Origin of the sequence: Actinocorallia sp. API 0066 (assembly GCF_020991275.1) — a bacterium.
Taxonomy (GTDB): Bacteria; Actinomycetota; Actinomycetes; order Streptosporangiales; family Streptosporangiaceae; genus Actinocorallia.
The window spans coordinates 818,543-832,221 of sequence record NZ_JAJLQY010000001.1 but is presented as its reverse complement, the minus strand read 5'-3'; the positions used below and the strand labels follow the sequence as shown (position 1 = coordinate 832,221).

Annotated in this window: 10 protein-coding genes and 2 tRNA genes; 4 read left to right on the top strand and 8 right to left on the bottom strand. The window is 66.1% G+C overall.

What is annotated here, in order from left to right; translation table 11 throughout:
- Window positions 1-6 precede the first annotated feature (6 nt).
- The 4 genes from LO762_RS03875 to LO762_RS03860 form a co-directional block, all read right to left on the bottom strand.
- Window positions 7-2,265: an AAA family ATPase gene (locus LO762_RS03875; protein WP_308103267.1), complete on the bottom strand. Its 2,259-nt coding sequence runs from the start codon at window positions 2,263-2,265 to the stop codon at window positions 7-9.
- A 76-nt stretch (window positions 2,266-2,341) separates the two neighbouring features.
- Window positions 2,342-2,414, bottom strand: a tRNA-Glu gene (locus LO762_RS03870).
- A 39-nt stretch (window positions 2,415-2,453) separates the two neighbouring features.
- Window positions 2,454-2,526, bottom strand: a tRNA-Glu gene (locus LO762_RS03865).
- 417 nt (window positions 2,527-2,943) lie between these two features.
- Window positions 2,944-3,510 (bottom strand): hypothetical protein, encoded by a 567-nt coding sequence (locus tag LO762_RS03860; RefSeq protein ID WP_230612449.1) that lies wholly within the window; start codon window positions 3,508-3,510, stop codon window positions 2,944-2,946.
- Between the two features lie 546 nt (window positions 3,511-4,056).
- On the opposite strand from LO762_RS03860, the gene LO762_RS03855 reads away from it, so the two are divergent.
- Window positions 4,057-7,551: a hypothetical protein gene (locus tag LO762_RS03855; protein ID WP_230612447.1), complete on the top strand. Its 3,495-nt coding sequence runs from the start codon at window positions 4,057-4,059 to the stop codon at window positions 7,549-7,551.
- Entirely contained in the window at window positions 7,548-8,546 is a 999-nt protein-coding gene (locus tag LO762_RS03850) for a hypothetical protein (protein ID WP_230612445.1), read from the top strand. Before LO762_RS03855 ends, LO762_RS03850 begins: the two co-directional genes overlap by 4 nt.
- A 725-nt stretch (window positions 8,547-9,271) precedes the next feature.
- Here LO762_RS03850 and LO762_RS03845 read toward each other — a convergent pair.
- The 4 genes from LO762_RS03845 to LO762_RS03830 form a co-directional block, all read right to left on the bottom strand.
- Window positions 9,272-9,763 carry a hypothetical protein gene (locus LO762_RS03845; RefSeq protein WP_230612443.1) on the bottom strand — a complete coding sequence of 164 codons (492 nt, stop codon included), beginning with the start codon at window positions 9,761-9,763 and terminating at the stop codon, window positions 9,272-9,274.
- A 75-nt stretch (window positions 9,764-9,838) separates the two neighbouring features.
- A complete protein-coding gene (locus LO762_RS03840; protein WP_230612442.1) occupies window positions 9,839-10,090 on the bottom strand; it encodes a hypothetical protein in 252 nt (83 codons plus the stop codon).
- Entirely contained in the window at window positions 10,090-10,320 is a 231-nt protein-coding gene (locus LO762_RS03835) for an AlpA family transcriptional regulator (RefSeq protein ID WP_230612440.1), read from the bottom strand. Before LO762_RS03835 ends, LO762_RS03840 begins: the two co-directional genes overlap by 1 nt.
- A gap of 337 nt (window positions 10,321-10,657) precedes the next feature.
- Window positions 10,658-11,893: a YfjI family protein gene (locus LO762_RS03830; protein ID WP_230612438.1), complete on the bottom strand. Its 1,236-nt coding sequence runs from the start codon at window positions 11,891-11,893 to the stop codon at window positions 10,658-10,660.
- A gap of 260 nt (window positions 11,894-12,153) precedes the next feature.
- Between LO762_RS03830 and fxlM the strand changes: the two genes are divergently transcribed.
- Both fxlM and LO762_RS03820 read left to right on the top strand, forming a co-directional pair.
- Window positions 12,154-13,407, top strand: coding sequence for a methyltransferase, FxLD system (gene fxlM / locus LO762_RS03825; RefSeq protein WP_230612436.1), 1,254 nt, complete (start codon window positions 12,154-12,156; stop codon window positions 13,405-13,407).
- A gap of 67 nt (window positions 13,408-13,474) precedes the next feature.
- Complete coding sequence (locus tag LO762_RS03820) at window positions 13,475-13,612, top strand: hypothetical protein (RefSeq protein ID WP_230612434.1); 138 nt, start codon at window positions 13,475-13,477, stop codon at window positions 13,610-13,612.
- The last annotated feature ends 67 nt before the right edge of the window (window positions 13,613-13,679 follow it).

Below are 13,679 nucleotides of genomic sequence, written 5' to 3'. Positions count from 1 at the left end.
CTCCGCTCAGTGGTGCAGGCGTTCCAGGCAGGTCGGGAGCGGGCCGTTGTGGGCGACGGTGAGGCGGCGGGTGGCCCGGGTGACGGCGACGTAGAGGTCGTGCCCACCGGTGGGTGACGCGGTGAGGATGCCCGCCGGGTCGGCGACGATCACGGAGTCGAACTCCAGGCCCTTGGACTCGGTGGCGGTGAGCAGGACCACGGGCTCGTCCAGCGACTCGGGGGTGACGCCCGTGGGCACGTCAGGCAGCGCGTCGGAGGCGGGCCCGTGCCACGACCGCGACGCGATCACCGCTACCCGTCCCTCGCCTATCCGTGCCCGTTCGGCGTCCACCAGCGCGCGCAGACCGGTTGGCGAGTCCAAGGCGACCGCGACAGGCGGGTCGCCCTCCTCACGCACCGACGCGGGTGCCTCGGCCCCCGGATCGACGGCCTCCAACACGTCCTCGGCGAGCCGCATGATGCCCGCCGGGGTCCGGTAGTTGACGAGCAGCCGCAGCTCCCGCCAGCGCTCCCGCACGTACGGGGAGAGCATCGCGTCCCAGGTGCGCGCTCCGGCCGCGCTGCCCGTCTGGGCGAGGTCGCCCACGATCGTCAGCGAGCGGGTCGGCACGCGCCGCATGACGGCCCGCCAGGCCATCGCCGACAGCTCCTGCGCCTCGTCGACGATGACGTGGCCGTAGGCCCACTCGCGGTCGGCGAGCCGGTCGGCCGCGGTGACGGGGCCGCGCTCCGCGCGCTGCCGTTCGGCGAGGTCGGCGGCGGTGACGCCCTCGACGCCCGTCACCTGGAGGACGCCGAGCGCGTAGCGGACCTCCTCCTGCCTACGCGCCTCCTGCTCGCGGTCACGCGCGCGGCCCTCCCTGTCGTCGTGGCCCAACAGCTCCGCCGCCTCGTCCAGAAGGGGAACGTCATCGATCGTCCAAGGTGATCCCGGCTTACGGTGCAGTGCCTCCCGGCCGCTCTCAGCGAGGTACTCCCGGTCGGCGTACACGTCGGTGACGAACTCCTCCGCTGCGAGCTCCGGCCAGAGCCCGTCGATGAGCGCGCGCACGGCGGGGTCCTGCCAGAGCGTCTCCTTGGCGAGTTCGACGTCGTGCTCGTCACGCAGCAGAGAGGAGTCGTCAGCCAGGATCTCCTGGAGTTCCTTGCCGAGGGCTCCCTCCTCCAGGAGCTTCAGCAAGGGCTCGTCGGCGCTCTTCTCCAGGCGTTCCAACTGGTCTTCGGCAAGCGCCGCCAGGACCTCGTGCACAAAGATCCGCCTCTGCACGTTGTGCGGGGCGCGTAGGGCGAGCGCATGCTCGTGGGCGCGTAGGGCGGCCTGCGCGGAGAGCGTGACGGGCATGCCATCCGCCTCGATCGTGATGTCCTCATCCGGGACGGGCCGTAGGCGGGCGAGCGTGGCGGCCAGGAAGTCCGCCATGGAGGCGTCGCCCTTGACGACGGCGGTGTCAGGCGCGTCGACGGCTGTCGCGTGGACGCCGGGGAACAGCTCGCCGAGCGTCGCCAGGCCCACGTCGGTCTCGCCGAGCCCCGGCAGGACCCGTTCGATGTACCGCAGGAACGTCGGGTTCGGCCCGATCACGAGGACGCCGCGCCGGCTCAGCGCGTCGCGGTGCGTGTAGAGCAGGTAGGCGGCCCGGTGGAGCGCGGCGACGGTCTTGCCCGTGCCCGGCCCGCCCTGGACCACCAGGACGCCCTGGAAGGCCGCCCGGACCACCTCGTCCTGCTCGGCCTGGATCGTCGCGACGACGTCGCTCATCCTGCCGGTGCGGCCCTTGCGCAGCGTGGACAGCAGCGCCGCTTCCCCGACGAGCCTCGCCCTGTCGTCGGGGCGCATGCCCTCCAGGTCGAAGACCTCGTCGTCGAGGTCGACGACGGTGCGGCCGCGGGTGTGGATGTGGCGGCGCCGGGTCAGGCTGCCGGGGTCGAAGGACGTCGCGGTGTAGAAGGGCCGCGCGGCGGGCGCCCGCCAGTCGATCAGGACGGGTTCGCCCTCTTCGTCACGAAGGCCCATTCTGCCGATGTAGAGGGTGTCGTCGCGGGCGTCGGTCCGGCCGAAGCACAGGCCGCGTTCCACCGCGGCGAGCTGGGTGAGCCTGCGGTGCCGTTCGTGTTCGGCGGTTTCGCGGTCGGCGCGCTGCTGGAATCCGGCGCCGCCGCCGGCCTCGGCCCGCGCCGACCCTTCGGCGCTGCGCCGCGCCGCGTCGAGCAGCCCGTACAGCCAGCTGATCTTCGCCTGCTCTTCCTGGATCGCGCTCGCCACCCGCCTGGCCTCCCCACGTGTCGCCCAACGCCGAAGAAGCCCCGATCCCATCAGGGATCGGGGCTTGTGAAGCGAGTACCTCCGAGCGGATTCGAACCGCCGCTACCGCCTTGAGAGGGCGGCGTCCTGGGCCACTAGACGACGGAGGCAGGCCACCTATGCAGTTAACGCACTTCCAAAAAGAAGCGTACCTCCGAGCGGATTCGAACCGCCGCTACCGCCTTGAGAGGGCGGCGTCCTAGGCCACTAGACGACGGAGGCAAAGACCGAAGGCCGTTCCCGATGAACCCCGGCAACCCCTCCAGCGAGACAAACGATACCGGCTTCCCGACCCAACGCAAAACCACTTCCCCAACCCCACCCGCCCACCATCACGAGGACACCCCCTACTACTCGTGATGCCTCGGTGGGCACCCCTCCGACCTGCGGCTCCTCGCCACTCGGCGACAGCTTGCCTCCGCCGGCCGGGCCCGTCCCGCCGGCGCCGCCGCAGCCAGGGCAAGGTCGACTCCCGGCCGATCCGCCCATCCCGGCCCGGCGGCGTCGCGGGTCGGCCCCAAGCCACCGAGTATCCGACCACCTCGCCCCTCCCGTCGGACGCGTAACGAGGCCACATCAGCAGATCGCCCTACACGACGGGGAGCTTCACGCGGCCGCCCCCGGTCGGGAACATGTCCGTCACGGGCTGGTTGGGGAGGTCGCGAGCTTCAGGGAGGTGAGGACCTCGGCGTGGAAGCGGTTGACGGCGGCGTCGATGCCGCGGATGAAACCGGCCTCCCCGGTGCCTCGCTTGGTGCCCAGGCTCGTCGGCAGGCTCAGCCGGAACGAGACGACCTCGCCTTCGCCCGAGGGGACGAGGAGGCCGGGCTCAGCCCTGAGGTTCTTGAGCAGCTCGCACGGCCCGCTGGTCCTGCCCTCGGCGAGGGCTTCGACCCGGAGTTCGCCGGGCGCGTCGGTGAGCTGCCGGAGCAGCCAGGTGATCCTGGTCAAGACCCGCGCCCGCGCCGCCGAGGGCAACGTGCCCTCCGCGATCGCGTTGCGCACCGGCACCCAGGAGCCGCCCATGTTCTGGAATCCCCCGCATCCGGCGTTGTCCTGTTCGAGGTAGTGCAGGAGTTCGCCGAGCAGCCAGGCATGCACCGGGTTGGCGACGCCCTCGTGGTGGCACAGCAGCCGGGCCTCATGCGCGACCTCGGCCCAGGACAGGTGCTGGAGCGCGACCTTCCTGGTCTTGCGCCGGTCCACCGATGCGCTCCCGCAGGGGGCCGGGAATGACGAAGGCGCGTCCTCTGGGAGGGACGCGCCGTAGGTCAGGGTTTGAGCTGGGGTACCAGGACTCGAACCTAGAATAACTGAACCAGAATCCGAACATGGCTCACAATCGGCCCACGGCGGAAGGTCCCTCCCAGGAGGGAAAACGACCACCGACCTGCTCGTAAGTGGATCAGAGACCGTTGGCCAACCGCCCGGTTGACTGCGGGGCGCATCGGAGAACGACGGGCGCCTGTCCCCAATACGTCCCCAACTCTGGCCACCATCTACGAAGCGCGCCCGCGATACGCCGCCGAGACTCGCTGACGGAGCGGAAGTGAGGCCCCCTACGGATCAGCCTTGGGCCTCGCTTCTCCGACACACCGTCGCCCCCACAGCCACGCGAGGTGGCTCCTCTGCTCGAGCCAACCAAGAATGACCTGCCACCCAACATGTCTCTATTGGGATAATTAACGCACTCCAGGTGCGGCCGTTAGCTACCTTAGACCTTCACCCCCACTCATAGCTCCAAGGTGTGTGATGAACGCCGATCCTGAGGACCTGATCACCAGACTCGAGCAGGGCCCCGCGTACCTGCTTCTCGGCCAGAAACACCTCTTGCTGGAGACCGGCAAAGACCCCCTCGCAGGTCCGGTCGCACGGGCAGTCAGCATCACATCCGATGCAGACGACGTCTACCGGCTCCTTCAACGCATCCCGTCCGAGCGGAAACCCGCCGCGCTGCAAGCGCTTAAGGATGCCTCTTCCCGTCTGGCGATCCCGGAATGGCTCCAGGTCGTATCCGAGCTCCCGTGGAACGGTGTCCTCACCACAGCCGTTGACTCCCTCCTCATCCGCGCCCTTCGCAGCGAATGGAGGGAGGTCCAGCCTGTCGGCTCTTCCGAGTTCCGACCGATCGCGCCGCGCAGCTCTGTGAGAGTTCAGTCGCTGCTGCTGTTCGGCGACGCTGACCAGCCGCCCGGGAGCCAGCCACCCACCAACCGCCGTGAGCTAGGCGCCCGCCGCGCCGAGGCACGTGCGCTGGCCAAGAGGCTACCCGACGAACTCATCACTCCACGCGGCGTCGTAGTCATCGAGGCATGGAGCCTGGATGACTGGTTCGACTCCGAGGATCTTTACGGAATCCTGCACGGACTCGGTCGAGCGCAGGCCCACCTATTCTCTGCCACCGAGGTGGAGCTCGAGGACGAGTTCATTGCCGCAGCGATCGACGAGAAGGTTCTCGTTCCGCATGAGGAGGACCTCGCCACATTTATCGAGGAGGCCAAGGCTCGGGGTAGGCTCACCGCACCTCAGCGCTTCTCCTCTGGTCGTCACCAGATCCAGTGCGGACTGGACCTACACGATATCCCCACATCCCTGTGGAACTCAGTGTCGGCATTCGGGCAGATCATGGAGATCGACCTCCTCTCTGCCCCACCTGTTCAGTCCGACGAACGTCGGTACCTCATCTTTCGCGAATTTCTCGGCACCAGTGAACCGTCGTCGTATTGGCCCGCGATCGGCAGCAGCCTTGTTTTTCAGCGTAACTACGAGAACTCGCTTCGCACGCTTGTCGATCGGGCGCTGGAGGGCCGAAGCCAAGGAGACCCGCCATTCTTGCTGATTGGGCAGACCGGTACCGGCAAGACGGTCGCGCTGGCGTCCCTGGCCTATGCGGTCGCCGGGAAGAAACAGTACGCAGTCATGCACATCCCGCGACGAGCGAGCCGACCATCTTACGAGGTGATCGACGCTTTCTGCGCTTGGGTTGAGGGTGCCTCTATACCAGCAACCTTGTTGGTCTGGGACGGCATGCTCGACCCGGATGAATACTCCCGCCTTAAACGGTACCTCGACTCGCGTGGACGCCGGACAGTCCTAGTCGGAACATGCTACTTCCGCAAGGAGAGCGGCAAGAAGAACAGGAAGGACGACCGCCCGAAAAATGAGATCTCCGCGCCGGCACGGCTGACCTCAAACGAGCTCGACCGCTTCGAGCGGCATCTCGAAGGCCTCGGCATCTTCATTCAAGCCCGAGACCGAACGCGCATCCTCCGGGACAACACCTTCCTCAGCGCTCTCTACCGGCTGCTGCCCGATAGCCGAGGTGCCGTCAGTAAGGGTCTGGTGCTCGAGCTCAGGCACGCCGAAACCACCTTGACTCAATCGGCGAGAGACGAGGCCGACTACCGACCACCAACCGCAATGGCCAGCGCGTTGCATGCAGCCGGCCTCATCGACAAGCTGGAGCTGGCTCTACGCGAAGCAGCTGACCAGGACGATGCCGCCGAATTCTACCGGGGCCCCTACGAAAAGTTGGTACATACAGTTCTCATCGCTTCTCGGCACGGCCAGCCGATACCACTCAACTTGGCGCTGCGCGTCGCTGGGCGTGACGGTGTGCAGAACCTTCCCCACCTCCTCAACAAGATCGATCTCATCGAGTGGGGGGAAGACCATAACGGGAACTACACTCTGTCAGCTCGTAACGAACTCGAGGCCAGGGTCCTAGTCGAGGCGGAACGCATCACGAACCGGGCAGAGTTCGAGACTTTGGCCGACGTGCTGTCTTTTGTTCGTCCGGATTCCACAACCTTCGGCGGCGAAGAGGTCCAGTTCGCCGTTGACCTTCTCGCCCGAATCGGCCCCAGAGGCGATGAAGACCAAACGTACAGCGAGTACTACCTCCTCCTAGCGGACGCCATCGCTGACGCAAACAGTCGCGTGGGTGTCCCAAGCCCCCGGCTCGCACTGCTGGAGACGAATCTCTACCGAGAGTGGGTCAAGTTCGCACAGCGTACGCAGTCCGCGAACTCACAGCAGCGGAGCGAGGTGCTACTAAGGGCCGTTGAAGTCGTGGAGGATGCCCTCGAACACACACACGTGGCGCGGCAGGGCGCCCGCACTGGCCTAGCCATCCATTCCAGTCTGCTAGTAGAGCAGGCCAGCGTCGTCGGTTCTCAACTGTACGAACTATTGCACAGTGGCCCTGACGGGACGCTCCCATCCTCAGCCCCGACCGAGAGCATCATGGAGATGCTGGACCGGGTCGTGCAGATCACTGCCAGGGCGATGCGGGGCGCACAGGATGAGTACTACCCGGTCGATGTCCTGTGCTGGGTGACCATCGAGCTCACAAAGCAGAAAGCCCTTCCCGAGGCTGATTCGGCAGATCTCATCGCAGAATGTGTCTCACGGCTGCTCCTGATCGATGTAGCCGACCTCAGCCCCAGACAGGAGGCCAAGTACAACTCCCGCTTCGCCGACATTGCGGCGCTCGCCGACGAGGCCCAAATTGCTGAGGAGAGACTTCAACGACTGGCAGCCATCGATGAGCCGCTCGCCGCCTATCTGTACGCACTACGGGTCAGCGGCCTCATCCGCCGCGAACCCCATCAGATGGGGGTCCGCAAGGCACTAGAATTCCTTCAGACACATCCTGCAGCATACGAGGATAAGAAGTGCCTGCGCCTACTGGTCGACCTATTCTGGCTCGACAAGACTGGCTACCGATTCATGGCGGAAGAGCGACTCACTCTCCCACTGACGAAACAGAACTGGCTGGAATGCCTGGAACTGGCTAACCTCCTTTCATCGGGTGATGATCTGTCGGCGCTGCGTGTGGAGTTCATGCGGGCCCTGGCCCAGTTCCATCTCGGCGAGTTCTCCGCAGCGTTCAACTCCTTCAGGAACGCCGAGCGTGAATCCCATACATCACGACGCAGGATCGTCAACGTCTACCTCGCAAGCGATACCTCTGGCCGACCGCGGAAGTTTCGCCCGACTGTCCAACATATGGACCAAGACCACCGCAAAGGTCAGTGCTGGGTTAGCGAGTTGTCACGAACAGTCCCCTTCCAGAGCATGGACTTCAGCGATGAGGAACTACGCAAGGGGCTGGCTTTGCCCGAGGCCCATCTTGCTTTCAACCTGCGTGGCCCCATCCTCGAACCAGCTCGCGAACCCGGAGACCGCCGCGGCCCGAAGATCATTTCACAGCCTCAGGTCGCCGAGAGGGCGGACAGGTCGTGAGCCTTTACGACACCGAGGCCAGCTATAGGGACCAGATCGACTCTCTAATGCGCGACCTTGGGCTCGCGGGTCAAAAACTAGAACAGCTGTGTGATGCACTAACCTCTTTGCCTATCGGCAGCAAGGTAACGGCCCCTCGGCCAGACTTTCAAGACGGCACCCCCGAGTACATGTTCGTGGCAACAACGACATGGCTCAGTTCCTGGTTCACTGAGGCTTGGCGAACAAGCCTAGACTTCCTCTTCGGTCAGGCCAATCTGTTCGGCCAAGACGAGCGCCAGGCTAAAGATTTCACCCATATTCTCGGCAGGCTTCGCACCCGGTCAGTCCATAACCTCGACCCCTCCGATGTCAGGGACCGCCGCACACTCGACGAGTGCTACCGGTGGTACAAGGTCGCCTGCGAATCACGCATCCCAGACAGCGACGAGCAATGGATACGTTGTCGAATCGCCCTGCTAACGTCAGCCAAAACGCATCTATCGGCAGCCGTTGCCATATCTCGCGGAATAGAACAACACAGCAACTGTGACGAAATCAGCGACCTATGGAAGGGCAGGCTCAGTAGGACGGGTGCCGTCCTGGACTACCTGGGACTGCTGCAGTTGTCGGCTGGCGACCTTGGCCTCAGCGATCTTGATCTCCGGGCGATCAAGGAGCGGCACCAGAGGCGGCTCGATCGAAGCCTATCCATCATGAATGCTATGGGTCCCGTGGCCGAGATGGTAGGGCACCATATAGATCGCGTCCTCCTCAGCGAAACGGTCAAAGTGCTGCCCATCTCGGCTGGCGACGCCATGGAGCGACTCCGCCTTCCCCCCGGAGAGAATGTTGCCACCGCCATGCGACTCGCCCAGGTGATCCTCGAACTCTATCCGGCAAACCTTGACCGCGCGATGCTGCTCGACGCTCTCTCCGACGCCTGGAATCACCTAGCCCCCAAAAGCCCACCGCATATTTCCTCAAGCTTAGGGCTTGCGCCAATAATGGGTTAAATTCTTCGCGTCAGAGTTCAAAGAAATCCGATCCGGAGATGAGGCTATTGCCAACAGAAGAATGGCCCCCCAACTGCCCAACAGCAGTTCAGAGGCCGTCGGATAGGGTTTCCCCCGGGCAGCTCTCGGCGGAGTGCCTCTGCGATGCGGTGGCAGGAGGCGTGGGCGTCGCCGACCAGGCACTTGGCGTAGGTCTTCAAGAGAACCCCGACGCTGTTGCCGGCCCACTCAGCGACCTGTTTGGGGGACACACCGGCGTTCAGGAGGGTCGAGACGTAGGTGTGCCGTAGGTCGTAGGGGCGCTTGGCCAGGGGTGAGTCGAGTTCCTTCGGGGTCAGGACCTTGGCGCGGGCTCGCCCGAAAACCCTCTGGATGGTGTCGCCGGGGACGACGTCGGCTCGGACACCCTGGAAGAGGCGGCCGTCCTTGCCGGTGCCGTGGTGGATCAGGTGCTCGCGGAAGAGCCTGCTCTGGACCGGTGGAACCGGGATCGGGCCTCGGGTTTCTCCTTCTGCTCGGTGCTTGGGCATTTCGCGTCTGTCGCGCTTCGCGCCGTCGTCGGTCCAGTCGGGGGCGACTTCCGGCGCGACCGTTCCGACCCAGCGTTCGCCCCAGTCCTCCTCTTCAGGCGGGTCCTCAAGCTGCTCGGTCTCGGGGTTCCAGATGCGGGGCTGGAGCAGGAGGGTGTCCTCAGTGATCTCGACGGCTTCCTCGGGCCGTAGGCCTCAGTAGAGCATCGCGCCGTAGAGGGCCACGAGTCTCGGCCCGCTCGGTGCATGCTCGCGTACGGCCGCAAGGAAGGCTCGGCCCTGGGCGGGGTTGACGACCGAGCGCCGGTCGACCTCGGTGGACGTCCTGATCGAGATCCACGTCAGGCCGGTGAGGGGATTGGCAGCCAGCGCCTTCTTGATCACGGCGAACTCAAGGGCGTTGTGGAGAATGCCCCGGTACTTCTTGGTCGTCACCGCGGCCATGCGCTTGTTGTCCCGGCGGCGGGTGGTGATCTCGTCCAGGACGGTGTGGACGACGTCGAGGTCGGCCAGCGTGTCGACGTTCTCCGTGTTCTTCGCTGCCCACTCCAGCGCGGCGATCACGTCGCGGGGAGCTTCGGCCCTCTGCTTGGTGTTGAAGGCGTACCGGGTCAAGGCGCGGCGGAGCAGGGCGTCGTCGGGCTTGCCCTTCTCGCTGGAGAGCATCGCCATGGTGGTGAGCATCATGACCCGGGCGATGTCGGCCCGGTGCTTGGCCGACGCGTCCTTCCACTTTCGGTCGGAGTAGGCGACGGCCAGGTCTTACCAGCTCATCGTGACCGTGGTCTTCGCCCACGAGACCGGACGGCCGGTGGCGGTGTCGAACGGTTCGGCCTTGTTGGCGGCGGTCTTCAGCTCGGAACGGAAGCTGTCGGCCTGGGCCTTGGTCTTGAACGACTCGTGGAAGCGCTGGCGTTCCACCTTCCAGACGACCCGGTAAGACGTGGTCTTGCCTTGGGCGTTCTTGCGAGTCTCGATCTCGTAGACGCGGACGTCGTAGCTGATGCCTTCCATCAGCCCTCCAGCCCGTCGAGCCACCGCAGGAACTCGGCCCTGTAGAAGCGGAGCTGTCCGTTCGGGAGCTTGAAGCAGGCGGGTGCGAGGTTCTTGGCGCGCCAGTCGTAGAAGGTGGACGGGCTGATGCTCAGCACCTCGCATACCTCATTGAGGGAGAGCTGGTCCAGCCGCTCGGTGTCCGAGGCGGTCGTCTTGCGCCTGCGCGTCGTTTTCGTCGGGTTCGCCAACGTCGTACCTGTCTTTCGTGAGGCCGGTTCGGGGGGTGCGGGCTCGGCGGTGTGCTTGGTCTGTGCGCCGAAGCTCGCGGAGGGAGGAGGGATCCGGGCGGGCCTCGCGACCTCACCAGGGCCCTCGAACCCTCATGACGGGGTGACAAAAGCCGACAGAAATCGGGGAACGTCGTCATGAGCCGAGTGCCGTGGGGTGGACCTCGAAGGAGGGAGCCGCCGGCCGACCCCGTCCCGCGCGGGCGCCGGGGAGGCGGCGGATCCATCCATGGGCTTCCAGCAGGTTGAGGGCCGGTTCTGCGCGGGTGACCTTTTTGAAGCGGTGCTGGTTGCCGCGCTAGACATCGCGTGCGGTGAAGCGGTCGGTGCCAGTCGTCTTGATCCAGGCGAGGACGGCGCGGGCGTCACCTACGGTGGGGTCGGCGCCCATGGCGTCGTACGCAGCCTGGGCGTGGTGGGTGAAGTAGTCGCCGGTCTCCCGGGCGTTGGCGATCGACTCGACCGTGATCGGATCACTCAACGACGGGAGAATCGCGCCCCGCCCGACATGCTCGGCCAGGTGCAGCAGGCCCGCAATGCGCAGCGTCGCGCCGACCGACTTCGCCGCCCAGTCCGCCATGTGGGCCAGATCGCCGGTTTCCGGGTGGAGACGCGCCTCGTGCTCGTCGAGCAGATCCTCGGCGGCATTGGTCGCCATCGACGAGAGTGTGAGGTCGCTATGGTCCGGCAGTTCGTGCAGGGTCCTAAGCAGCGCCGTGAGGTTGCTGGTGTACTCAGCAACGATGTGCGCCGGAACCTTCTCCGCGTTGCGATGGTCTCGGCGTCCCAGAAGGGACTGCGGGATCGAGTAGAGGATGCGGCCGAGCAAGCCTTGACCGCGGAACTCCGGAGTGTCGGCGAGGCTCTCCAGGACCGACGGCTGCGTGCAGATGCCCAAGGTGAGCGTGGCGTTCCGGATGTCCTCGCCCTCACGGCTGAGCCGATCAACGCGGACGGTCTCCCCCGCATGACCGTGCTTCAGGATTCCGAAGTTCGGGCGCCGTCCCCCGGAGTACTGCCCTGCGGCGATGTCGAACAGCTCTCCCTCGGGGGAAAGGACCGCGTAACGGCCACCCTGCGCCGCCATGATCGCTGACAGGGCTTCGACGGTGACGTTCCCCGAATACAGGCGGGGCTCCGCCGGCACGCGGATGGCTTCCGCGTCCAGCGCCTTCTGAATCGCCTCCTCTTTGAGGACTTGGCGTTCTTCTCCCGCCGCCCCGAGAGTGTCACGCTCAGCTTTCTCGGCATCGACGTCGGCCATCCTGCGCTCCATGGCCGCCTTGACGATGCTCGGAGAAGCGAGTTCCCGAAGCTCGTCCTCGTAGGCACGGATGGGCTCGGTCATGACCGCGTACACCTCGGACTTGCGGTTGCCAGGCGGTAGCGCGATCACGACGTAGAGGCAGAGCGGTTCCCGCCAGCCAGGGGCCTGGAGCCAGACCTTTCCGCTCGCTGCGACGGCCAGCACCGCCAAGGCGAGGCATCCAGCGAGGTCGATCGGCGTCTGGGTCTGCTCTGCCAGACGGAACACGAAGTCCCGTGCTTCTCCACGAGATCGGACTCCGAGGGAAGCGCGAGGCCCTGGCCGATCTCACCGAGCTCGATGGACCTACGCAGGTCACCTGCGATATCCCGAAATCCGATGTTCGCCATGACCGTCAGGGCTCCAACCGCTCAGCTGCGTCTTTAGCATCACATCGTAGGGCTGAGCGCCCGCGGAGCCCGGATGCGGTTTCTTCGTCAGGGGCGAATGTGCCTGCCCGCCAGGACGCCGAACCATACGCTGGCCGCATGGGAGTTTCTGTTACCGCGGCTGGTTCCGCGGAAGCCGAGGTGCTGCGTACGGCGATGGTGGAGAAGCTGACCGGCCTGGGCTGGGGCGGAATCCGCTCGGCCTCGGTAGAGGCGGCGATGCGGACGGTGCCCCGACACCTCTTCGTGCCCGATGCGACTCTGGAGCGCGCCTACGCGCAGGATTCGGTGGTCACCCACCGGGATGAGCGTCGCGTCGCGATCAGTTCGGCGTCGGGACCGGGTGTCGTCGCGGCACAGCTGGAGCAACTGGACGTCCAGCCCGGCCACCGCGTGCTGGAGATCGGCGCGGGCACCGGCTACAACGCCGCCTGCCTGGCGGAGCTGGCTGGCTCGGAGGGGCAGGTGACCGCAGTCGACATCGGTGCGGAGATCGTCGCGGAGGCACGGGAGCACCTCGCGGCGGCCGGCTACCCGGACGTGCGCGTTGTCCAGGGCGATGGCCACCTCGGGTACCCCGAAGGCGCGCCTTACGACCGGATCATCGTGACGGCGGGAGCCTGGGACGTCCCGACGGCCTGGCGGGAACAGCTGGCACCGGGCGGAAGGCTGGTCGTGCCGCTGCGGGTCAAGGGGATCAGCCGGTCGGTGGCGCTGGAGCTGGACGGCGAGGTGTGGCGGAGCGTCTCCATCGAGGAGCGCGGGTTCATGCCGATGCGCGGGCCCGAGGCCATCGGGGAGTTCAACGCCGAGCTCCCGCCGAAGCGGGGCATGTGGATCCGCGCCGACGACGGCCTGCCCGTCGACCTCCAGGCGCTCGGAGCAGCGGTGGACACCACACCGGCACAGGCGTGGTCCGGAGTGGTCGTGCCATGGGTGCCGTTCGACCATCTGGACTACTGGCTGGCCGGGGCGTCCGCGCAGGTCTGCCGGATTCTCGTCTCCTCTCACGCCGTCGAGGAGGGCCTGATCAAGCCGCTCTACTCCTGGGGCAGCATGGGCCTGTACACCCACGACAGCTTCGCCTACTTGATCCGCCGTCCGGCAGCCGACACTGAGACATCCGGTGGCGCCGAGACGGTCGAGCTGGGCGCCTGCGCCTACGGACCCCGGGCCACGCAACTGGCGGACGAGCTGGTCTCCCGGCTCCAGGAATGGGAGCAGGCGAAGCCACACCGCGCGGCCCTCCGGATCGAGGTGCATCCGGCGGCAGCCGCGCCGAGCGATCTCGCCGCGATGATCACGGCCGAGAAGCGGGAGAGCACGGTCTTCGTGATCTCCGACCAGACCTGAGTCCGAACCTGGTCAGCTTTTCGAGCATCCCGATACTGAGTGCAGGTTCACGCGTATCGTCCGAGCCATGGACTCTGATGCGATCGTGAACCTGTTCGCGCTGGACACTCAGACCGGGCCCCTGCACGAACTGCCCCAGGCCCTGGACTCCGAGGACTGCACCAGCGACACCTGCACGCAGACCTGCTCGGGCTGCGTCTCCTAACGGATACCGCCGTGGTCGAGCGTTTCGGCCGCGGCACCCGGACCGGGGCAGTCGGCGTATCGCCGTC

Coding starts and splice junctions, on each gene's coding strand:
- LO762_RS03820 (WP_230612434.1), top strand. CDS start 13,475: ATGGACTCTGATGCGATCGTGAACCTGTTCGCGCTGGACACTCAGACC.
- fxlM (WP_230612436.1), top strand. CDS start 12,154: ATGGGAGTTTCTGTTACCGCGGCTGGTTCCGCGGAAGCCGAGGTGCTG.
- LO762_RS03855 (WP_230612447.1), top strand. CDS start 4,057: ATGAACGCCGATCCTGAGGACCTGATCACCAGACTCGAGCAGGGCCCC.
- LO762_RS03840 (WP_230612442.1), bottom strand. CDS start 10,090: ATGGAAGGCATCAGCTACGACGTCCGCGTCTACGAGATCGAGACTCGC.
- LO762_RS03845 (WP_230612443.1), bottom strand. CDS start 9,763: ATGATGCTCACCACCATGGCGATGCTCTCCAGCGAGAAGGGCAAGCCC.